Consider the following 21,046-nt stretch of genomic DNA (forward strand, 5'->3'; position numbering starts at 1 on the left):
CGGCGGCCCCGCCTGATGCCTGTCACCCTCGAACCCCTGGCTGAGGCCATCGCGCATCACAGCGCGAAGACGCCGGTCGGCAGCATTCTGCGCACCCGTCAGTGGGCGCAAATGCCGCTGGCCCTGCGGGTGCGCGGCCAGTTCAGCGCCGGCGTCGAGAGCGCCCGCATCCTCCAGCGCGTGCAGGACGGCATTCTGCGCATCCTCGACCACTCTCGCACCCCCGATGGCGTCTTCGAATCCCGAGCCCGCCTGCGCCGCGACCTGATGAGCCTGGCGCGTGAGGAAGGTCTCACCGGCCCGGGGCCCGACAGCGGGCGCATCACCGACATCGGGAGCGCCGCCCGCACCGATCTCATCGTCCGCACCCAGACCCAGCAGGCCTACGGGCACGCGGAATGGAAGAGCGGGCAGGATCCCGATGCGCTCGACGCCGCCCCGGCCTGGGAACTCTTCCGGCTCCAGGACCGCGAACGGCCTCGCGACTGGATGAGGCGCTGGCGCGAGGCCGGAGGGCGGTTCCATGGGTCCGAGCGGATGATCGCCCTCAAGACCGACACCATCTGGGCGCGCCTTAGCCGATTCGGAACCCCATGGCCACCCTTCGACTTCAATTCCGGCATGTGGGTGAGCGATGTGTCCCGGGCGGAGGCCGAGGAACTCGGCGTGCTGCCCGTTGGCCAGGAGGTGCAGCCCGTCGAGGCGGACTTCAACCGCGACATGGAGGCCAGCGTGCGCGGGATCGGGCCGGAGCTGCGGCAGAACCTCCAGAACCTCTTTGGCCCCCAGATCGAGGTGGACGGCGACCGGTTGCGGTGGAAGCCTGCGGCTCGGGACTATGAGCAGGCCGCCGCTACTGCAAGGACGCAGGCTCGATCCTTCTTCGCCCGAAGCGAAGCGGATCAACGAGCAGATCGACTGGGACACCTGCATCCTCCGGAATCGCAAGCCGCTCTACGATCTGCTCTCGAAGAGGCGCGAGTTGAAATCGCCGCCGTCGCCGCCGGACGAAAGCCCCTCTTCCACGAGCAGCTAGCCATGGCGGGAGGGCAGGCGCCGCTGGCCCGCCTGGCCCGGGATTGGCAGCGCCTGCTTCCCGCCGGGATCCGCATCAAGGCCGATGGCGACCACCTGTACGCATGGAACCCCGCCCTGGTCGGGCGGCTGGCCGCGCCGGGGCGTCCGCTCTGGGACCAGGTGCGGGAGCACGCCGCGAACGGTCGCTGGCTCGGGTACGGCATCCACATGTTCGAACCCGGAGCCAAGAGCCGGGTGACGATTCATGCCCCCGACGGCAGGCTGGTGGCCGGCTTTATCGCTCCGCGTGCGCACGATGAACTCTATGCCGCCGCGCGCGCCCGCGACTGGACCGAGGCCACCGGCATCCTCCACACCTACGAGATCCAGAGCCTGTGAATCGCCTCGACTGCTTCAACCTGGTCGCCGCCACGATTCTTCAGCGGCTGTTGGAGTCCTTCCCCCAGCCCGTCCTCCTCGATACCCGGGCCGTGCTGGAGGAACTCGCCGCCCAACACCCGGACTGCGCCCTCGGCGCCGGGCCCGGGACACCGGGAAACCTCGCCGCATGGACGCTCCGCTTCCTGGTGGATGAAGGCTTCGTGCGCGCAGGCGACACCCGGGGGCCGGCCATTCCCGGTTGCACACTCACCGCGAAGGGCCTCTCCACTCTCCAGCAACGATTCGCCGCGCTCGACCCCTCGCCCACCCTCGCCGGCCGCCTGATCGAGGCAGGGCGCCTCCTCGCGCCCGATGTCGCCGCCGCCATCGTCACCCGGTTCCTGGCCAGCCCATGATCACGATCCACGTCGAATCCGCCCAGATGAACCGCCGCCTGGGCGAACTCCAGCGACTCACCCAACGGCCGCGCTCCCTCATGCAGGCCGCCGCCCGGGCCGTGCGCTCCGATCTCCTCCAGCACTTCCGCGTCCGCGACCGCACTCCCAATGCCCTCGGGGGCGAACGCACTCACTTCTGGGCCGAAGTGGCCCGGTCCACCCAGATCGGCAGGGTCGAACCCAACTGGGCCTCCGTGGTCATCGGCGACCGACGCTTCGCCCTGCGCGTTTTCGGGGGCACCGTGGTGCCCAAGGCACGCAAGGCACTCACCATCCCGGTGCATCCGGAGGCGCACGGCAAGACGGCTGGCGAGGTGGAGATGGCTGGCGGCAGGAAGCTGTTTGTGTGGCGTCCCAAGGGCCGGCTCGGCGCCTTCCTCGCGCGCTCCCTCGGGGACCAACTGCAAGTCCTCTACGCCCTCAAGCAGTCCGCTCAGCATCCCCCCGATCCCGCAGCGATGCCGCCACGGGGGCAACTCGAGGCCTCCGCCATCCGGGCCGCGGAACGACAGCTCGAATCCGAGATCCGGAGGCAGAGTCTGGGACCAGCACCCCTCGCGTGACGACGGCCGAATTGGAGCGCCCCCCGGCAAGGGTGTGCCGTCGCGCGCCGTTCACGCCTGCGGGGCCGGTCAGCCCAACCCGATAGGAGACAGCGGGCCGGATCCCGTGGCGCCTCTGGAGGGCTTCTGGCGGCGCGGCGCCCGCCGACTTGGAATCCTCACAGTCGTTGGACGCTCGCCCCCTGGCTGCCGCTAGGCTGCGCACCGTAACCGGATGCCAGCCGAGAGCCGCCCCCAGTCCGCCCTGCCGATCCATGCCAAGAGCATGGCCACGGCACTGCCTGACCGCCCGCCCGAGAGCATCATGTGGATGCCCGGAGGCGTGCATCAGATCGTGGCGATGCGTGGTGGGCGGCCCCTGAAAGTCCGCGTGGCGGTCACACCCGACACCGCCATCATCGCCCAGCGCGCCCTCGACCAGTACCTCTCCGCAGGACGTCAGCGCCCCTACTTCGACTTCGACCACGAGGGCGGCAAGGCATGCGCGTGGCCAACCTCCTTCCAATGGAGGAACACTCCGGAACCCGGCGTGTATGCGAGCGTGTCCTGGTCCAAGGACGGTGCCGAAGCCATCACCGGCCGATCCTACCGGGCCTTCAGCCCGGCCTTCTTCGTCGATGACGCCCGTCCCGCCCGCGTCACCGGCGCCCCACTCAACATGGGCGGCCTCGTCAACGATCCGGCCTTCCGCGCCATTCAACCGCTCTGGGCCAAGTCTCCCCAACCCCACATGGACAAGACCAAGCAACTGCTCGCCGTGCTATCGGCGATCAAGACCCTCCAGGCCGAACGCGGCGCCATCGCTGCCAAGGCCGACCCCAACGACGCCGCGGCCCTCCAGGCCAGGGATGCCGAGATCCAGGCCCGGTTTGCCGAAGCCGCCCGGATCGAGGCCGAGATCCAGGCCGCCTCCACCGATCCCGGCGATGAGGACGAAGCATCCCTGCACGTCCACGACGCCACCCAGGCCCTCAAGGCCAAGGACGCCGAGATCGCCGCCCTCAAGGCGGCTCGCGACCAGGCCGAAGCCGAACTCAAGATCCGCCGCAGGAGCGAGGCGGAGGCCGCCGTTCAGGCCGCCGTCGCCCGGGGCGCCCTGCCGCCCCAGGCGAAGGAGCTCCACGCGAAGTGGCAGGAATCCATCGAGCGCGATCCCGGCAACGCCGCGCTCCTGGCCGGACTCCAGGCTGCGAACCCCGTGCTGGCCGGCCGCATGACCCCGCGCGATCCCGGCACCGGCCAGATCCAGGCCGTCACCGAGGACATCGCCCATGCGGTCAAAGCGTACCACGCCGCCTCCACGCCGACCCAACGGGGCATCCTCTTCAACCGGGACATCAATGACCGCTTCGACCGCGAGTACGAGCGCGTGATCACCGCCGCCAACGCGCTGGGCACGCTTGCGGGCGACCTGGTCGTCCAGCGCTCGCTCGTGCTGCTCAAGCTGACCTTCCCGGTCCTCACGCGCATCTCGACCGACTTCTCTTCGGAAAACGCGGACTTCAACCAGACCGTCAAGACCCGCATCCGCGTGGTGCCCGCGGTGACCGACTACAACACCACCACCGGCTACGCACCCAGCGATGCCACCACCACGGACGTCCCGGTCACCATCACCGCGCACAAGGCGGTGCAGATCGGATTCAATGCGAACGAGCTGGCCAGCACCCGGCGGGCATTGTTCGACGAGCAGGTGGAACCTATCCACTACGCGCTCGGCAAGAACCTCTGCGACGCGCTCTTCGGCCTCATCCTCGCCGCCAACTACACCAACGCCACCACCAAGGCGCTGGCGTCCTTCGCCCGCGCGGATGTCACCGCCATGGCCAAGGCCCTCTATGATCGCGGCGTGCCGGACATGGGGCGGACCCTCCTGCTCAACAGCGCCTACTTCGAAAAGCTCCAGCAGGACGCCACCATCGTGAACCTCGCCGCCTACCAGCGGCCCGAGGTCATCACCCGCTACACCCTGCCGCCCATCGCCGGGTTCGATGTCTTCCAGGCGGTCAACCTGATCACCACCGGCAATCTCACCGGCTTTGGCTTCACCCCGGACGCCATGGCCATGGCCACCCGCGTGCCCAACGACTACACCCAGGCCCTGCCGGGCGCCTCGCACGGCTCGGTCGGCGTGGTCACCAATCCCGACACCGGGATGACCGTCTCCGTCGTCCAGTACGTGGACCACAAGCTGGGCGCCAGCTTCCTGCGCATGGCCCTCATGTACGGCGTCGCCGTCGGCCAGGCCCCCAGCGGCCAGCGCCTCATCAGCGCCTGATCCTCGCGCCCCCATGACGGCCGACGATCTCCTCCTCCCCACGGCCGAGCTGGCCCAGCTCGTGGCCGCCCTGGCCAACACCGGGGTGCCCGACCCGGTCAGCCGCGCCCTGGCGGAGGCGGAGGCGTTGGTGGCCCAGTACACCGGCGGGTACGAACTGCCCGAGGCATGGCGTCAGCGCCTCGCCAGGCCCCTGGCCATCCAGCAGCTCTACGGCCTGCTCGGCCGTGTCCCGGAATCCCACCGGACCGCCGCCGAAACGGCCCGGCGCGAACTCGAAGCCATCCGGGACGGGAAGTTCCGCGAACTCGTGCCCGCCGATCCCAGGCCGTCACCCACCCATCCCGCCTACTGGGGCAGCGAGCCGAACATCCTCCGGATCGAGCCGCCCCCGGCTCCGTGACGATGCGGCCCACCTCCGAAATCCTCGCCGCCCTGGTCTCCCGCCTGGAGGCTGTCCAGTGGAACGCTTCGCCCGCCTTCCACGCCGTCCACCGGTACGATTCCAACCGGCTCTCCGAAGCGTTCCAGGAACTCATCCTTGCCCCCCACCCCCGCCTCGCCCTGGTGGTCTGGACCGGCGAACGCTGGGAAATCGACCCCGCCAGCACCCTCCGCCGGGCTCGCCGGGCCACCCTCGTCACCCTGGTCCTTTCCGACCGCGTGCTCGGCTCCCGCGAGGATGCGGCCACCTGGGGCGATGCGACCACCCCAGGCGTCATCCGCCTCAAGGACCTGGTCATCCCCGCCGTCACCGGGCGCATCCTGGCCAACCCGAACGGCATCGACTGCTTCCCCGGCGCCATTGAACCCCTGCCCATCCTGACCGAGGGCGCTGAAACCGGCTCCGCCGCCATGGGCCGGGTCGCCCTCACCATCGACCTCGAATGCCACGGCGGCGCCATCGACCCCACACCATCCCCCGGACCCGTCCGCTGACCCCATGATCACCGAGCCCCGCGCCCTTGGCGCCCACCTGCTGTTCTTCCGCAACGGGAAGCCCTTCACCGTGCCCAGCGCCGGCACCTGCTCCAAGACCGCCAAACCCGGCGCCGCCGATCTGGGCTGGGTCAACCTCGGCACCCTCGAGGACGTGCAGGTCGAGAAGAAGGCCACCACCATCGAGATCTTCGGCCCCACTCCGGGCCAGCTCCGGCGCACCAAGGTCATCGAAACCAAGAAGACCCTCGACATCACCTTCACCTGCCAGGACACCAGCGACCTGGCGGTCGAGGCCATGTTCGGCACCCAGGCGCTCGAACCCGCCGACCAGCAGTGGAACCCGCTGGCCGGTGCCGAGATCGAAGGCTGGCTCAAGGGCCAGATCTACGATCATCGCGACCAGCTCTGGGTCGTCATCGACATGTGGGTGAACCTCCGCGCCGAGGGTGCCGTCGCCATCAACAGCGCCGACGGGCAGCTCAACAAGGTGCGCCTCATCGCCTACGGGCTCCACAGCCCGCTCAACACCGGCACCAAACCCGCCTCCGCCTGACCCCGCTCCCCTTGTCGCCATGCCATTCTCCGGTCCACCAGCCTCGGCCTTCGGCATCGATCACATCGCCCAGGCCGATCCCCCACTGGAATGGGAGGTCAACGGCGCCCATGTGCGCTGTGTCTTCACCGCTCCCTGGGATGGCTGGGTGCTCGCGCGGCCCGAGGCCCACGCCGACATCAATGCCTACGGCACCCACAACAAAGCCGCACTCCTCTCCGGACTGGCCATCGTCGGCGGAGCCTCCGTCACCCTCAACATCCCCGATGGCGTCGCCCTCGAACTCGATGGCACTCCGGTGACCGACCACTGCCGCTATGTCCCACGGGCAGCCCCGGCCCCCATCCCGACAGTGGCGTGGGATTCTGCGCCGGCTTACCCGGCGCCACTGAGCGCATGAGGACCGCCTCATGCCAATCCTTCATCGCAATGTCACGGGTGATCTCACCGTCCACGGGCAGGCCCGGCATCGCGACGGGCGTCGCTACCTGCTCGAGGGGGATGAGGGCGCCGGCGGCGGCGCCATTCTCTACACCCACGAGCAAGGCACCCCGGCCGCCGTCTGGGACATCAACCACGGCCTCGGGACTTACCCCGCGGTCACCGTCGTTGATTCCGCCGGCACTGTCGGCATTCCGGACGTCGATTACCTCTCGAACAACGAGGTGCGCGTCACCCTCGGAGCACCCGTCTCCGGCAAGGCCTACCTGATCGGCTGACCCCCCATGCCCAAGTTCCTCCACAACTCGGATTTCGGCGGCTACGAACTCCTCAATCCCCGCCTGCAGCACCTCGCCGCCGACCCGGGCTCCGGCAACGTCTCCGGCCGCCTCTACTACCACTCGGGCAACAACCGCCCGATGTGGCACGATGGCACCCAGTACCACGCCATCCACCCGTCCAGCCAGGCCGCCACCGCCAACCTGGTCGCCCGCCGTGATGGCGACGGACGGCTGGCGGGCGACATCCTTGGCAATGCCGCCACTGCCACCAAGTGGATTACCGCCCGCACCATCACCCTGGGCACCGATCTCACGGGCAACACCAGCATCGATGGATCGGCCAACGTCACCCTCAACGCCACCATCGCCAACGGGGCCGTGACTTTGGCCAAGATGGCCAACATCGCCACCGCCCGGCTCCTCGGCCGCGTCAGCGCCGGCTCCGGCGTAGTCGAAGAACTGACCGCCGCCCAGGTCAAGACCCTCCTGGCCATCGGCATCGCCGACGTCTCCAGCCTCCAGACCGCCCTGGACGGCAAGGCTTCGGTCAGCCACACGCACGCGGCTGGGGACGTCGTCAGCGGGGTGTTTGATGCCGCCCGAATCCCCACTCTCTACGTCCTCAAGACTGGAGACACGATGACGGGCACCCTCCAGGGCACCGACATCACTCTGACCGGCACGCTGTCGGCGGGGTTCGCCGGTGCGGTGGGTGGCATCGCAGGATTCGGCGGCTCGGGATCGGGCACCACATCCCAACCTCGTCGCCTGTTCAGTGGCGCGAACAATACCAGTGGAGAGGCGGGAACCGACGCCTCATGGAGCCTCGTCCAAGGGCTCGTAGCCGGCACCGGCCCCTTCGAGGGAGGGGCCGGCGCGATCCTCGGACCCTTCGCCGCCAACATGCTCGCCTGTTGGGAGCGGCGCGGTGGCGTCGTCTCCATAGACGCGGATGGCACGACGATTGCCGATGAGGGGTGGGTGGTACCATCCGGCTGCTACAACCTGCCACCCGGCGAGTGGAAGATGGGGCGCCGGCTCCACACCCAGATTGCCAACGGCCTTGGCGAGCCGCGCAGCCCCTCGTACACGTTCACCGACCCTCTGGAGACCTACAGCTTCTCCTCGAGCATCATTACCGGGAAGACCACCTATCACGCGCTGTCTCCCTACATCGTATTCCGAACAGCGGCCTTCCCGACGAATGTCAAAGTGGAGATCCGGGCCGGAGCCACGCTTGGAGGATCGTCCTGGGAGACGATCTTCGACGCATCTCCGACCGTCTCCAAGGGGATATGGCGTGGTCCCCTGTACCGATTCAGTTCGGGCAGCCATGCCGTCTTCGGCGTGCGCTGGACATTCACGATCGCAGCCGGGGTGACTGTGAACCTCATGGAGATCGGGCTGGCCAGCAACATGGCAGTCCAGGGAGCCCACATCTACGCGTCGCCATGGAGGGAGAACAGCTTCACGGAGCCTCAGAGGTTTCCGGGCGGTATCGCCGGCAATCTCACCATTGAGGGGAATCTCACCGTCAATGGCACGACCACCACGGTCAACTCGACCACCGTCACCATCGACGACCCCATCTTCACGCTTGGTGGGGACACGCCGCCTGGGACCGATGACGGCAAGGATCGAGGCATCGAGTTCCGCTGGCACAACGGATCCACAGCCAAGGTCGGATTCTTCGGCTTCGATCGATCGACGGGCAAGTTCACCTTCATCCCGGACGGCACGAATACCGCTGAGGTCTTCGGCGGCACCAAGGGCACGCTGGATGCCAACATCGAGTGGGCTGACGTCCTCTCCAAGCCATCACCCACAGTCACCGTCAATCTGACCGGCGATGTGACCGGATCCGGAAACGGCACGCTGACCAGCCTGGGCAACGCCACCATCAACATCGCCACCACCGCGGGCGCGCCCACGATCGCGGACAACTCGCTCAGTCTGGCGAAGCTGGCACAAATCGCCGGCAAGCGCGTTCTCGGCAACGCATCCGCTTCCACGGCCAATGTGGCGGCGGTTAAACTGACCCATGCCGAGGACATCGGTGGCGCCACATCAGTGGTGGTAACTCACAACCTGAACACACGCGATGTCCTGGTCGGCCTGCGTCAGACGGGGTCTCCTTACGAGGTGGTCATCGCCGACGTCGAGATCACCTCGGTCAATACCGTGACCGTCAAGTTCGCCACCGCACCGTCCGCCGGCGCCTACCGCTGCATCGTCGTCGGCTTCTAACCTCCAGCCTGATAGCGACTCATGTCAGACACCCCGCGCAGATCCGAGACCATCATCTCCGAACGTACCGGCCAGGTGCGTGTATCCCGGGAGATAAGCCAGATCATCATCACCATGCCTGGGGAGGAAAGCCCCACCATGGAATTGATCGCCCGATTTCGACGCCGCGTCAGTTCGGGCGACGACACCGCGTGGGCCGATGATGGGTGGGTCCGGATGGGAGAGGCCCAGTTGCAGGCGCTGCCAGTGTACAAGACGGCGCACACTCAATTGAGCGCTGCACTCCACGCGGCGCGGGAGGCGATGGAAGATTCGAGCGCACCGTCCGTGCCTGAGCGCGTCAGCTAAGGCCATGCCGCTGGTGCTTTCCAGAGTGCGAGGCGATGCCGCCGGGCACAGCTTGGGCCGCGCGTCTGCATTGGGTGCGTCAGGGTCCGGGTCCACCCTCAATCCGGGCCACATCGCCGCGATCGCCACCACGGTGGATGGGCGATTGGGCACCGGGGAAGCAGCGTCCGCATGGACTCATGCCCAGGCGCTGGTCACAGGCATGGGCTACCAGGAGGGGCCCGCCTCAATTCTCGGGCCGTTCGTCTGCAACCTGCTGGCATTTTGGACCGCGAGGGGTGGAGTGGTCACCTACACGGCTGATGGCACATCGGGCGGCAGCGCCCTTGTCCATTCCCCGTTGGAAACATGGTGGCGCATGGGCCGGCGCAACGAGGTGTTGATCACCAATGCCAGCGGCTCTGCCAAGGCTCCCTCCTACGAGTTCACAGACCCTCTCACGACCGCCAGCGCGACCGCGTCCCTGATCTACGGCCAGACCGTCTATCACACCATCACGCCCTACGTGGTGTTCCGGAGTTCGGCGCCCCAGATCCCGTCCAACATCAAGGTCGAGATCAAGGCCGGGGCAACCGAAGGCACGTCATCGTGGACCACTCTGTTCGACGCAGCCCCAACGGTCTGGAAGGGGATCTGGAGGGGGCCTGTCTGGCGGTTTGGCAGCGGGGCACACGCGGTCTTCGGCCTGCGCTACACGTTCACTCTGCCGGACTCGGCCAATGCCTATGAGTTCCTCGAAGTGGGGCTGGCCTCCAACCTCGGCGTGCCCGGCGCGTTGCTCTACGCCTCGCCATGGCGCGCCAACAACTGGAACTTCACTCAGGCATTCCTTGCCGCCACGCCGTTCACTGTGAGCGCGACCGCGCTCATCGCCAACCTCAATGCAGATCTCCTGGACGGGCTCCACGCCAGCGATTTCGTCGCGGTCACGGGCAATCAGACCATCGGGGGCACCAAGACTTTCTCCTCCGACATCCTGGTCAACAGCTCGGGCACTCAGACGGTCTATCACACCGGCAATCTCCCGCAGAACCGTCTGGTGCCACCTGGAGGCACCACCGGTCAGGCGCTGACCAAGTCAAGCTCCAGCGACTACGCCGTCGCATGGAGCAGCGTCGCCGCCGAAACCGCCAATCGATGGGCCACCGCCCGCACCATCACCCTGGGCACCGATCTCACGGGCAACACCAGCATCGATGGATCGGCCAACGTCACCCTCAACGCCACCATCGCCAACGGGGCCGTGACTTTGGCCAAGATGGCCAACATCGCCACCGCCCGGCTCCTCGGCCGCGTCAGCGCCGGCTCCGGCGTGGTCGAAGAACTGACCGCCGCCCAGGTCAAGACCCTCCTGGCCATCGGCATCGCCGACGTCTCCGGCCTCCAGACCGCCCTCGACGGCAAGGCGGCCGTCAGCCACACACACTCCGCAGCCGACATCACCAGCGGCACCCTGGCCTCCGCCCGCCTCTCCGGCTCCTACACCGGCATCACCGCTGTCGGCTCTCTCTCGTCCCTCACCGTCGGCGGAACCACATCCCTCACAGGCGCCGTCAGCGCATCCAACCTCGGCACGGACCTCTCCTCCGGAGCCGGCTACAAGCTGCTCATGCGGGCCGACAGCGGCTACGGCATCCGAGCCATCACCCTCAGTGGAGTCAAAGGGTACCTCGACTTCCAGATCGCCGACATTCCCGGCCTCCAGACCGCCCTGGATGCCAAGGCTCCGACCAGCCGTAGCATCGCCACGCAGCACAGCCTCCAGGGTGGAGGCAACCTCACCGCAGACCGGACCCTCAGCCTGGTGGGCGACAGCGCCAGCCCGGGCAACTCGAAGTACTACGGCACGAACAGTGGCGGCACCCGGGGCTACCACGACCTGCCCACCGGCCAGAATGTCATCGCCGCAGCCCGCTTCCAAATCCACACCCCTGACGACGACTCCGTCTCACTCGTCCAAAGCGGCGACAGTGGTTCCAACCGCTTCGATCCAACGACCGGGTCGGGCCAGCTCTACTTCACCCGGGGCGGCGTGGTGCGGGATCCGGTCGTGTACGAGTACCACTTCAGCAACCCCGGATCCGCCGCGTGGTACGCCGTCATCACACCCTCCCGCGAATCCTACACCGGCGGCACCTACAACGCCCCCACCAATGCCCTCGCCCCGGCCGTCCTTCGCGACAGCTCCTCCAACACTGAGTGCCACTTCTCGCTTGGCAGCCCGTTCGATGGCGAATGGGACTACGTCCCCAAGTGGATCGACATCGTGATTCTCAAGGCATGACCCCAATGAAAGACACACTGGAACAACTCAAGTCCGAGTTCTCGGCTGACATCGAGACCCTCGAGAAGCAACTCGCCGAAGCCCGATCCCAGGTGGCCCGCGGCGAACAACAGATCCTCCTCCATCGCGGTGCCGTGCTCGGCCTCGAACGGGCGCTGCAACGCATCCCTACGGAGGAGGCCAAAGACCAACCCGAATGAAAAAACTGATCCAAACCATCGTGCTGGCTTGCGCCAGCGTCACACTGCTCACCGGCTGCGCCCTGTTCCGCGACGGCGAGACGAAGACAACCACCTGCACGACTGCCGCCGCCGCATTGGCGGCCTACCAGGCGGTCGTCGCAGCCGGTCAGTCTCCCAGCCCGGCTCAGATCCAGGCCGCGGCAGGGGCCGCCGCCTTCCTCACCGCCTGGTGCGGATGGTCCGACACCCGCGGGATCGATCCCAACGGAGTCCCCATCATCCTCCCGCCAGCCGCCCAGTGAAGAGGCAGCCCCAGGGCATCTCACTCCACGTCGGCCTCAACCGGGTCGATCCGGAACACTACGCCGGTTGGTCCGGCGAGCTGCGCGGCTGCCACGCTGATGCGGGGGCCATGGCCGCCATTGCCAAGGTGCGCGGGTACGACCCGCACCGGCTGCTCCTGGACGACCAGGCCACGGTGGAGGCCGTGCGGACCCTGTTCCGCACGGCCTCCTCCTTGCTCGAGAAGGGCGACACGCTGCTCTTCACCTTCGCCGGCCACGGCGGGCAGGTGCCGGATCTCGACGGCGACGAGTCCGATGCCATGGATGAAACGCTCTGCCTGTGGGACCGCCAGTGGGTGGACGACGAGATCCATGCCGAGATCGCCCGATTCCGGCCCGGCGTCCGCATCCTGATCATCGCCGACAGTTGTCACTCAGGCACAGTGGCACGTTCCGCGCGCGATGAGGGCGAGAAGGGATACCGGCTGCTCCCGCCGGGGCGATCACGCGCCTGCTATCGCCAGCACCGGGCCACCTACGATGCCATCCAGCGCGGCACTCCTGGGGTCGATGCATCCCGAGTGCGAGCCACGGCAATCCTCCTGGCTGCGTGCCAGGACAACCAGCTCGCCGCCGACGGCCCTGACGGCGGGCTTTTTACGGCCACCCTCCGCCAAGTGTGGAGGGGCGGGCGCTGGAAGGGGGCAACCTGGCGCTTTCGCGATGCCATCGCGCAGCGCATGCCTCCCTGGCAGACCCCTCACTACTACGTCGTCGGCCACGGCGACCCGAAGTTCGAAGCCCAGCCTCCATTCACGATATGATCACCCCGCGGAAGGTCCATCGGATCAACAACCCAGTCTTCCTCATTGGCCTGGCGAGCCTCATTGCCGCCGCGCAGTTCCCCCCTCCCGTGCCTGTGGACCCCATCCCGATCCGGCTCGGATGGGACTACCCCACCAACGAACTCAGCACCAATCTCTGGTTCCATCTCTACAGCCACACCAACCCTGCGGCCCCCTTGTCTCAATGGACCATCGAGACATCTGTCGTGGGCACATCCACCACGGTTCGGATCGCTCCAACACCCGGCCACCGCTTCTACGTCGTCACCGCCAGCAACCTCTGGGGTGAATCCCGCCCTTCGGAGCCCTACGCGACGCCATTCCCTCCTCGCGTGGGGCGCCACCTGACCGCCGCGAGGGAAGACTGACTAGCCATGAACCCGATTGAACCCAGCCCATCCGGCCCCACATCCCAGGAAATCCTGGATGGGGGTATCAACATCCATCTTGCCCCCGACCAGGCGGTCTTCGTGCGTCTGGTGCCCGTCCGTCTCTACACGGACATGCTCGGCGCCCTTGGTGACGAAGCGCGCCTCATCGCCATCTACACTGATCTGCCGGAGGATCGGATCGGCAACCTCACCCCTCCCCAGTGGGAGCGCATCGTCGAGGAAGGCGACCGGCTGAACCGGGATTTTTTCGCGCGCTGGGTGGCCCGCCGCATCGCCCGGCAGGAACGCGTCATGCCGGGCATCGGCGAGCAGATCCGGACGGCTGTCTCGCTCGCTGTCTCGCAGGCGTCTGCCTCGCCACCGGATGGACCCGTGGCCAATGCCTCGACGAATCCCTCGCCTGGCTCCTGATGGTCCTGAGCGAACACCGTCGCGCCACGGCCTGGGCCGCTCTCCTGAGGGGCGGCGTCCACCACGTGGCCACCGCCGCCACCGTGAGTGTCGAAGGCGGGCGCGCATGGCAGCGGCTCGCTGACCGGCTCCGGCGACAATCCGAGGAACTGTGAGCACCCCGGTCGAGATCCGAATCCGAGCCGATGCGGCCCAGGCCAACGCGGCGCTCGGCACCGTTCGGGGTTCCCTCACCTCCCTGGGCCGCACTGCCGCCGTGGCCGCGGCCGCCATCGGCGCCGCCACCGTGGCCATGGGAGCCGCTCTCACTGCCGGACTCCAGGCAGGAGTCCGCGCCTCCCTGGCATACGCAGACGCCATGGCCAAGGTGTCCCAGCGCACCGGCATTGCGACCGAGGACCTCAGCGGCCTCGGGCATGCAGCCAAGCTGGCCGGCGTCTCCATGGAGCAGCTCGGGGTCTCCCTGCGCGGCATGACCCGATGGATGGAGCAGACCGGCCAGCTCGGTCGGCCAGTCATCGAAGTCCTCGAGGAACAGGCGGAACTCTTCGCCCGCATGCCCGATGGCGCCGAGAAGGTGGCCCTGGCCATGGAGCGCTTCGGCCGGGCCGGCGAATCCCTCATCCCTCTACTCAACCAGGGATCCGCCGGAATCCGCATGGCGACCCGCGAGGCGCAGCAGCTTGGACTGATCGTCAGGAACGATACCGCCAAGGCCGCCGAACTCTTCAACGACAACCTCACCCGCCTGCGTGGCGCGGCAACGGGATTCGCCCTGCGCATCACCGAGCATCTCCTGCCATCCCTCACCACGCTCTCCCAATCCCTCCTCGCCTTCGCCACCACGCAGGAAACTTCCAGCCGGATCTGGAAGGCCCTCGAACTCGGCATCGGTCTCGTCGTCGCCCGCATCGAGTCGTTCATCGCCGGACTCCGATGGATTTCCACGTTCACCGCCACGTTCGTGGACTCCATGGTCGAGACCGGGCAGATCACCAACTCGACATCGAAAGCCTTCGATGAAGCGGGCAAGGCCGTCGATCGCTACAGGCAGGCGCTGGTCGATTTGATCAAACAGCAGGGGCAGCGTCCCCCGGTCCCCTCGCCACTTGGTGCCGGCGGCGACGATCCAAAGGACCTGACCGTCACCGCCAGGTTCCCACCCTCTTACATCCTGGCAGTCCGGGATGCGCACGAACTCTTCCGAGATTCCTACGACCACACCGCGACACTGGGCGAAGCGGCCATGGCGGGCTGGCAGGAATCCATGATCCAGCTCGGCACCATCGCCGAGAACGTCGGGCGCACCATCTCGAACACCATCGGCACCGCGATCTCATCGATCTCCTCCGGCATCACCGGCCTCGTCACGGGGACGCTCACCTGGGGGCAGGCCCTGCGCCAGATCGGCACCAGCATTCTCAACCAGGTCATCGATGGCGTGGTGAGGATGTTCTTCGCCTGGATGACCCAGCGCAAAGCCGCCGCAGCCGTCGAGGTGTCCGCCAGCGCCACCGAGACCGCCGCGAAGGCGCCGAGCGCGCTCCTGACATCCATCAAGACCCTCGGCATCGCCGCGGCCGTCGGCGCTGCCGCCTTCCTCGCCGCCATGGCCATCACCGGAGGCTTCCAGGCCGGCGGTTACACCGGTGACGGCCCACCGGGTCAGGTTGCGGGTGTGGTCCATCGGGGCGAATTCGTTGTGCCCGCCCCGGCCGTCGAGAGGATTGGCATCGATTCCCTCCACGCAATGGTCGCCGGCAACCACCAGCCCGCCTCCGGACCATCCGGCCCCGCGTCGTCCCCCAGGCTGTTCCTCTTTCTGGACCGGCACGAACTGGCCGCCGCCCTCCAGGACGACATCGAGGCACAGGTCATCCAGGTCCTCCGGAGGCACGCGTGATCCCAGTCCACCACGCCGGGCTGGATGCCTTCCTAGTCACCACGGGGCCATCATGGCAGTCGCCCGTGATCACCCGTGTCGCGGTGCCGACACGCCGCCACCGTTCCCTCATGGGCAGGGAATCCCGCAGGGCAAGAGGTCAAAGTCTCCGGTTCCAGATCCGCTGGCAGGCCACCCTCCAGGGGCGCGACGCCATCCACGCGCTCACCGAGGCCATCCGCACCGTCCACGATGAACCGCTCCTGGTCCCGTGCTGGCCCATGGCGATGCAAGGCCCAAGCTGGCACCTGGCGCCGTGGACTGCCGCCACGCTCGTCGCATGGAGCGACGACTGGCAGAACTACACCCTCTCCTCCCACCCCATCGCCGATCCGTCCGCATGGGACTGGGTGGCCCCGGTCCTGCGCTGCCGCCTGGGCCGTCACGAAATCCATCTCCTCACTCCCGATCTCGCGGAAATCGACTTCGAGGTGGAGGAGGACAGCACCGCGGCCGATGCCATCCTCCTCGCCGATGCCGACTGGACCGACGGGCCCACACTGCCCGATGACCACGTACCGAAAGTCTTCCCGTTCGCTGTGGACTGGTCCGAACGGGTCCGCGCTGGCGCCGCCGCCCCTGAAGCCCAACGCATCCCGCTCGGCGACGGCCGACTCTCGGCATCGATCGTGTATCCCCAGACAGGGGAACGGATCGTCGAGGGCTCCATTACCGTGACCAGCGTCCTGGGCGCATGGGAACTCCTGCGGTGGTGGGCCGACCAGTCTGCGGAGGCCCATTTCCTCGCCTCGATCGCCGAAAGGGCCCGACTGGCGGCCGACGCCGAGGAAGGTGGGGACACGCTCCAGCTCGCCGCCCCCTGGGCAGGCGCTGCCCCTCAGTGGATTGCCCTGATTGATCCCGATGGACACGAAATCGCCGCCGTCGATTCCGTCGATGGCGCCACTTTCCACCTGACCGCGCCGCTCTCCCGAGGCTGGGACCGCGCCAGCGCTTTCATCGGCGTGGCACTGCTCGCCCGGCACGCCGCCGATTCACTCGAGATCTCCTGGATCGAGCCCCGTGTTGCCCGGGCCGAAGTGCGCTGGCGCGAAGTGCCTCCCGAGTACGATCCGCCTTCTGGCGAAGCCCGCGGCGTGACCCTCGGACGCGTCGCCTCCCGGGCATGGCTCTACGAAGTGGAGGTCGATTGGCATGGGGCCGGCGAAATCCATCGATGGACGAGCTGGGAAGGCGACGTCACCGCAGGCGGGCACACCTGGGCTGCCATCCCGATCGAACACGGAGAGATCCGCCAAACCCTCAGCCTCGATCGCGATGAACTGACCCTGCGAACCCGATGGGACCCTTCGGGGCCATGGCGCCTGTGGCTGCCGGGCACCCTCGATGCCCGGGTCTCCCTGCGCATCCTCCACTCCGAGGTGGAGGGCGGCATCGGCTCGACACCGGACCAGGTGTGGGGCGGGGAAATCACCGGCGTGGCTTTCGACGGCCCCATGGTCAGCGCGAAGGCCGCCGGAGCCAACGCCCTGTTCGGCCGCAAGACCCCGCGCATCCTGATGCAGCCCGGCTGCAATCATGCCCTGTTCGATCCCCTCTGTGGGCTCGACCGCTCGGCATGGCAGTTCAGCGCCGAGGTCGTGGAGTCCGATGGACATCAAGTGACCCTCGATTCGTTCTCGCGCACGGGAGGACTCCCGGATCCGTGGGGTGGCGAAGGATACTTCGCCCTGGGCATCTTCGAACGTACCGCAGTCGGGCGTCCCGAGCGGGCATCGATCTGGGCCAGCAGCTCCAAACTGGACCCGGGCGGCGGCAACTACCGGATCACCCTCACGCTCGGTCGCATCCCCCCCACACCCATGCCTCCGGGCACCTCCGTCCTGGTGTGGCCTGGATGCGATGGCCTCAGGGATACCTGCGTCAGCAAGTTTTCCAACTTCCAGCGGTTCGGCGGCTTCCCATTCATCCCGGACCGCCTGCCCCAATTCACCCCCGAACGGCGATCCAACTCCAACATCGGCAAGAAATGAGATCGCCCACACAGACTGATCTCGCCGCACTGCGTTCCGCCGCCGAGGCATGGCTGGGCACTCCCTTCGCCGATAATTCCGCTGTCCGGGGAGCCGGTGTCTGCTGCCACCTTCTGCCAGTGGCCATCTATCGGGATGCCGGCTGGCTGCCGTACATCGCCGCCGTTCCACATGGACCGGCCGGATGGGCCGCCGCCCACGGGCGTGGGATCATGGAGCCGTGGCTGGACCATGGACCAGGGGCCCGTTGGTTCGCCCCCGTCCCCTGCGCGCAGCCAGGCGATCTGCTCGGCTTTCGGGTGGGCCGATGCGTTCATCATCTCGCCGTCATGATGCCCGATGGCGGCATCTGCCACGCCGTCGCCCAACTCGGTGTCGTCATCGCCCCGGACATCCCTGTCATCTGGCGGCGCCGCATGCTGCGCATCTGGCGCCCGCGCCTCGGAGAGTAACCATGGGATCGAAGAACATCCGCACCCCGGATCCGGACGACTCCCCCATCGGAGACGAGGAACTTGCCACGCACCGGGAAGCCCAACCCGTCCCATGGATGGCGGGAACCCGTCGAATCGCCCTCCGATGGCTCGACGACGCCCTCGACATCAAGGCTGTCCAGGCCCCAAACGATCGACCTGGGAAGAAATGACCTATGGGAGGCAGCAAAGGAGGCCAGTCGGCCCACAGCTACAACTACCACTCGACCCTCGCCGGCGCGATCGCCTGGGGGCCAATCTCGGCCATTCACGCCGTCATCATCGACGGCAAGAGCGTGTGGGAAGGTGTCATCCAGCCTCCCGCCGAGCCCACGCCGCCCCCCGGCGGCAAGGCGGCCGGCGCCCTGCCGCTCGTCAATTCCGAGTACGCCGAGATCACCGGAAGCATCGACCCCAAGTGGTTTCTCAAGGGCGGCTACCTGCGCATCTACTGGGGAAGCCCTGATCAAACCGCCGATCCCGCCCTCGAGGAGCATCCTCCCTACCGTCATGTCGCCTACCTCGTGGCTCGGCACCTCCTGCTCGGACGCGAGCGCAGCACCGCCCCGAACATCGAGGTGATCGTCAGCCGCCTCCCATCCGCCCCCACGGACCTGGTGGAAGCCGCCCACAACACGATCGAAGACGGCCAGATCAACCCTGTCGCAGCCCTCGCCGACTTGATCACCGGACAGCACGGCCTCGCGATGGAAGGGTCACGCTGCGATGGCACGGCTTGGCGCACTGCCGCAGCCTGGTGTGCGCACACGGCTTGGCGGAAATCGATCACCTGGTGTTCCCCCCTCTTTTCGGATCGCGCCGAGGCCCGCCGCGCCATCACCGAACTGCTCGACATGTTCCAAGGCGCCTTGGTGTGGACTCATGAGGGGCGACTCGGCATCCGCGTCCTTGATTGGGGCGCCACCGACGCCCCAGTCGGGGCCATCATCGATGCTCGCACCCTCACCCGCTCACCCCGATGGCAGAGTGGCGGATGGGAGGACATTCCATCCGGTGCCATCATTCGATACTACGACCACGAGCGGAAGGCTAAGGAGGCCGACGAGAAGGTGGACAACCTCGTCGCGCTCCGGATCTACGGGGAAGACCGGCGAATCATGGTGGACCGTCCACATGTCACCGGCAGTGCCCAAGCCCGCCGCATCGGGATCGAGCTCCTGCGCCGCATGGCGGCACCCCAGGTCACCCTCGACATTGAATGCCGAGGCGAAGGCATCACCGCACGGGTGGGGGAAAAGGTCGCCATCGACACGGACCCCGAGCCTGGTGGCACCGGGCTCGCCCAGATTGCCGTCGTCGAGGAACGTCGTGATGACCCAGGCGGCCTCCTCCGGTTGACATGTCGGGCGGATACGCTGGTGCCGGCCTCACCCTACGTCCTCGACCCTACCAGCGGCGGCCCTTTACCCCCCACCGTGGACCCAATCCTCCATGCACTGGCCATACCGCTCCCGCCACAGGGTTCATGGCCGTTGGGCTCCTTTGGCCTCCTCGCCTCCCGACCCCAGGCTGATGTCGTTGGAATGCGGGTATTTGTATCCGCCGATGGCGTCCACTTCGCCAACCTGGGTGCTCAGGCTGGATTCGCCGTCCGCGCCGCCCTGGAGACCGCCGTCGAGATCGGCGACACCACCGCCCGCCTGTCCCTCACCGATGGCCCCGATGGATTGGATGCCTACCTGATAGAACTCGTGGGGCCGGCGGGCAACGAGGCCGACGCACGCTCAGGGTCCCTGGTGGCCGTCTTCGCCGCACTCGATGAAGACGGGACCGTGGAGATCGACATCGAGGGTTGGCCCGTAATGGAGTTCGCCTTCATCATCTCCCGCGAAGCCATCGCGCCAGCGATCCACGACTACGCGATCATCCGAGGCCGGCATGGTCTTGCCGCCCGTGCATGGGGTGCAGGCGCATCGGTATGGATCATCCCGGGTCTGAGCATCGAACCATGGGAGCACCCCGACATCCGCGGACTGCTGGAAGTGGGCGAACCGTTTGACGTCAGATTGACCGCCTACTCCCCATGGGCAGAGGACACAGACCCTACCCCGCCGGAGCGCAAGGTGCGGATCCCGCCCGCCTACGACACCGCACCGCGCGTGCAATGGATCAACCCCTCGGGATCTGTGGGAAGCTCTGATGGAGTGGGCGACTTCGTCTTGGAACTCGCCATCCACGACAGCAACGGCGACATCACGGGCGTCAGAGTAACGACCCAAGGGCCATCAGGAGACCTCACCGAATGGGAGGACATCCGCATAGCCCCAACCGCGATGCAATCCCTGGCGATCGACCTGTTCGGTCTGGCCCCTGGACCGCACAAGGTGATCGTCCATGTGGTGGACGCGAGGGGGTTTTCCGTCACCGACACATCCCGCACCATCCTCGGGCCGGCGGGCGGAAGCACGCTGCCACTCCCCACATTGGACCCTGCCGAACGCCCGTACGGGTACACCGTGCTTGTGCGCATCGAGACGGCATCGCCAGCCGACCGCATCCAGTGGGGAGTGACCGCTGTCGGGGTCACGACCCCGCCGATGGACACGGCCACCACCCCATCCGGCACCACGATCCAGGACGTTCCGCTCAATGCCCCACGGCGACTCTGGGCCAGATCCGGCGATGGCACCGATTGGTCTGGTTGGGTCTGGCAGGATTACCTCCACTGGCCTGGATACTGAAAAGGGTTGCGGTCGGTCGCAGTGGGCC

Annotated in this window: 22 protein-coding genes; all 22 read left to right on the plus strand. The window is 67.3% G+C overall.

Annotated features, from left to right (window positions below):
* Window positions 1–15 precede the first annotated feature (15 nt).
* Entirely contained in the window at window positions 16–1,416 is a 1,401-nt protein-coding gene (locus tag KF833_18605; GenBank protein MBX3747325.1) for a hypothetical protein, read from the plus strand.
* Entirely contained in the window at window positions 1,413–1,814 is a 402-nt protein-coding gene (locus KF833_18610; protein MBX3747326.1) for a hypothetical protein, read from the plus strand. The genes KF833_18605 and KF833_18610 overlap by 4 nt, the downstream gene beginning before the upstream one ends.
* Complete coding sequence (locus KF833_18615; protein MBX3747327.1) at window positions 1,811–2,419, plus strand: hypothetical protein; 609 nt, start codon at window positions 1,811–1,813, stop codon at window positions 2,417–2,419. Before KF833_18610 ends, KF833_18615 begins: the two co-directional genes overlap by 4 nt.
* 214 nt (window positions 2,420–2,633) lie before the next feature.
* Window positions 2,634–4,697 carry a hypothetical protein gene (locus KF833_18620; GenBank protein MBX3747328.1) on the plus strand — a complete coding sequence of 688 codons (2,064 nt, stop codon included), beginning with the start codon at window positions 2,634–2,636 and terminating at the stop codon, window positions 4,695–4,697.
* A 13-nt stretch (window positions 4,698–4,710) separates the two neighbouring features.
* Window positions 4,711–5,100 carry a hypothetical protein gene (locus KF833_18625; protein ID MBX3747329.1) on the plus strand — a complete coding sequence of 130 codons (390 nt, stop codon included), beginning with the start codon at window positions 4,711–4,713 and terminating at the stop codon, window positions 5,098–5,100.
* A 2-nt stretch (window positions 5,101–5,102) separates the two neighbouring features.
* Window positions 5,103–5,636: a hypothetical protein gene (locus KF833_18630; protein ID MBX3747330.1), complete on the plus strand. Its 534-nt coding sequence runs from the start codon at window positions 5,103–5,105 to the stop codon at window positions 5,634–5,636.
* Window positions 5,637–5,640: 4 nt separating this feature from the next.
* Window positions 5,641–6,192 carry a hypothetical protein gene (locus KF833_18635; GenBank protein MBX3747331.1) on the plus strand — a complete coding sequence of 184 codons (552 nt, stop codon included), beginning with the start codon at window positions 5,641–5,643 and terminating at the stop codon, window positions 6,190–6,192.
* A 19-nt stretch (window positions 6,193–6,211) separates the two neighbouring features.
* A complete protein-coding gene (locus KF833_18640) occupies window positions 6,212–6,592 on the plus strand; it encodes a hypothetical protein (GenBank protein MBX3747332.1) in 381 nt (126 codons plus the stop codon).
* A 10-nt stretch (window positions 6,593–6,602) separates the two neighbouring features.
* Complete coding sequence (locus KF833_18645) at window positions 6,603–6,911, plus strand: hypothetical protein (protein MBX3747333.1); 309 nt, start codon at window positions 6,603–6,605, stop codon at window positions 6,909–6,911.
* Window positions 6,912–6,917: 6 nt separating this feature from the next.
* Window positions 6,918–9,161, plus strand: coding sequence for a hypothetical protein (locus tag KF833_18650; protein ID MBX3747334.1), 2,244 nt, complete (start codon window positions 6,918–6,920; stop codon window positions 9,159–9,161).
* Between the two features lie 21 nt (window positions 9,162–9,182).
* Complete coding sequence (locus KF833_18655; protein ID MBX3747335.1) at window positions 9,183–9,509, plus strand: hypothetical protein; 327 nt, start codon at window positions 9,183–9,185, stop codon at window positions 9,507–9,509.
* A gap of 4 nt (window positions 9,510–9,513) precedes the next feature.
* The gene (locus KF833_18660) at window positions 9,514–11,793 is read left to right on the plus strand and encodes a hypothetical protein (GenBank protein ID MBX3747336.1); all 2,280 of its coding nucleotides are present in this window, start codon (window positions 9,514–9,516) and stop codon (window positions 11,791–11,793) included.
* 5 nt (window positions 11,794–11,798) lie between these two features.
* The gene (locus KF833_18665) at window positions 11,799–11,993 is read left to right on the plus strand and encodes a hypothetical protein (GenBank protein MBX3747337.1); all 195 of its coding nucleotides are present in this window, start codon (window positions 11,799–11,801) and stop codon (window positions 11,991–11,993) included.
* A complete protein-coding gene (locus KF833_18670; GenBank protein ID MBX3747338.1) occupies window positions 11,990–12,277 on the plus strand; it encodes a hypothetical protein in 288 nt (95 codons plus the stop codon). The genes KF833_18665 and KF833_18670 overlap by 4 nt, the downstream gene beginning before the upstream one ends.
* Window positions 12,274–13,083: a caspase family protein gene (locus tag KF833_18675; GenBank protein MBX3747339.1), complete on the plus strand. Its 810-nt coding sequence runs from the start codon at window positions 12,274–12,276 to the stop codon at window positions 13,081–13,083. The genes KF833_18670 and KF833_18675 overlap by 4 nt, the downstream gene beginning before the upstream one ends.
* Window positions 13,080–13,472, plus strand: a complete 393-nt coding sequence (locus tag KF833_18680) for a hypothetical protein (protein ID MBX3747340.1) — start codon at window positions 13,080–13,082, stop codon at window positions 13,470–13,472. Before KF833_18675 ends, KF833_18680 begins: the two co-directional genes overlap by 4 nt.
* Before the next feature lie 6 nt (window positions 13,473–13,478).
* Window positions 13,479–13,907, plus strand: a complete 429-nt coding sequence (locus KF833_18685; protein ID MBX3747341.1) for a hypothetical protein — start codon at window positions 13,479–13,481, stop codon at window positions 13,905–13,907.
* Between the two features lie 151 nt (window positions 13,908–14,058).
* Window positions 14,059–15,810, plus strand: coding sequence for a hypothetical protein (locus tag KF833_18690; GenBank protein ID MBX3747342.1), 1,752 nt, complete (start codon window positions 14,059–14,061; stop codon window positions 15,808–15,810).
* Window positions 15,811–15,875: 65 nt separating this feature from the next.
* Window positions 15,876–17,843, plus strand: a complete 1,968-nt coding sequence (locus KF833_18695; GenBank protein MBX3747343.1) for a phage BR0599 family protein — start codon at window positions 15,876–15,878, stop codon at window positions 17,841–17,843.
* Window positions 17,840–18,295, plus strand: a complete 456-nt coding sequence (locus KF833_18700; protein ID MBX3747344.1) for a hypothetical protein — start codon at window positions 17,840–17,842, stop codon at window positions 18,293–18,295. Before KF833_18695 ends, KF833_18700 begins: the two co-directional genes overlap by 4 nt.
* Before the next feature lie 2 nt (window positions 18,296–18,297).
* Window positions 18,298–18,489 carry a hypothetical protein gene (locus tag KF833_18705; protein MBX3747345.1) on the plus strand — a complete coding sequence of 64 codons (192 nt, stop codon included), beginning with the start codon at window positions 18,298–18,300 and terminating at the stop codon, window positions 18,487–18,489.
* A gap of 3 nt (window positions 18,490–18,492) precedes the next feature.
* The gene (locus tag KF833_18710; protein ID MBX3747346.1) at window positions 18,493–21,018 is read left to right on the plus strand and encodes a hypothetical protein; all 2,526 of its coding nucleotides are present in this window, start codon (window positions 18,493–18,495) and stop codon (window positions 21,016–21,018) included.
* Window positions 21,019–21,046: the final 28 nt, after the last annotated feature.

This window comes from Verrucomicrobiia bacterium (assembly GCA_019634625.1).
Classification (GTDB): Bacteria; Verrucomicrobiota; Verrucomicrobiia; order Limisphaerales; family CAIMTB01; genus CAIMTB01.

Coding starts and splice junctions, on each gene's coding strand:
- KF833_18620 (MBX3747328.1), top strand. CDS start 2,634: ATGCCAGCCGAGAGCCGCCCCCAGTCCGCCCTGCCGATCCATGCCAAG.
- KF833_18645 (MBX3747333.1), top strand. CDS start 6,603: ATGCCAATCCTTCATCGCAATGTCACGGGTGATCTCACCGTCCACGGG.
- KF833_18630 (MBX3747330.1), top strand. CDS start 5,103: ATGCGGCCCACCTCCGAAATCCTCGCCGCCCTGGTCTCCCGCCTGGAG.
- KF833_18655 (MBX3747335.1), top strand. CDS start 9,183: ATGTCAGACACCCCGCGCAGATCCGAGACCATCATCTCCGAACGTACC.
- KF833_18680 (MBX3747340.1), top strand. CDS start 13,080: ATGATCACCCCGCGGAAGGTCCATCGGATCAACAACCCAGTCTTCCTC.
- KF833_18710 (MBX3747346.1), top strand. CDS start 18,493: ATGGGAGGCAGCAAAGGAGGCCAGTCGGCCCACAGCTACAACTACCAC.
- KF833_18685 (MBX3747341.1), top strand. CDS start 13,479: ATGAACCCGATTGAACCCAGCCCATCCGGCCCCACATCCCAGGAAATC.
- KF833_18670 (MBX3747338.1), top strand. CDS start 11,990: ATGAAAAAACTGATCCAAACCATCGTGCTGGCTTGCGCCAGCGTCACA.
- KF833_18635 (MBX3747331.1), top strand. CDS start 5,641: ATGATCACCGAGCCCCGCGCCCTTGGCGCCCACCTGCTGTTCTTCCGC.
- KF833_18660 (MBX3747336.1), top strand. CDS start 9,514: ATGCCGCTGGTGCTTTCCAGAGTGCGAGGCGATGCCGCCGGGCACAGC.
- KF833_18615 (MBX3747327.1), top strand. CDS start 1,811: ATGATCACGATCCACGTCGAATCCGCCCAGATGAACCGCCGCCTGGGC.
- KF833_18605 (MBX3747325.1), top strand. CDS start 16: ATGCCTGTCACCCTCGAACCCCTGGCTGAGGCCATCGCGCATCACAGC.
- KF833_18650 (MBX3747334.1), top strand. CDS start 6,918: ATGCCCAAGTTCCTCCACAACTCGGATTTCGGCGGCTACGAACTCCTC.
- KF833_18665 (MBX3747337.1), top strand. CDS start 11,799: ATGAAAGACACACTGGAACAACTCAAGTCCGAGTTCTCGGCTGACATC.
- KF833_18705 (MBX3747345.1), top strand. CDS start 18,298: ATGGGATCGAAGAACATCCGCACCCCGGATCCGGACGACTCCCCCATC.
- KF833_18625 (MBX3747329.1), top strand. CDS start 4,711: ATGACGGCCGACGATCTCCTCCTCCCCACGGCCGAGCTGGCCCAGCTC.
- KF833_18700 (MBX3747344.1), top strand. CDS start 17,840: ATGAGATCGCCCACACAGACTGATCTCGCCGCACTGCGTTCCGCCGCC.
- KF833_18640 (MBX3747332.1), top strand. CDS start 6,212: ATGCCATTCTCCGGTCCACCAGCCTCGGCCTTCGGCATCGATCACATC.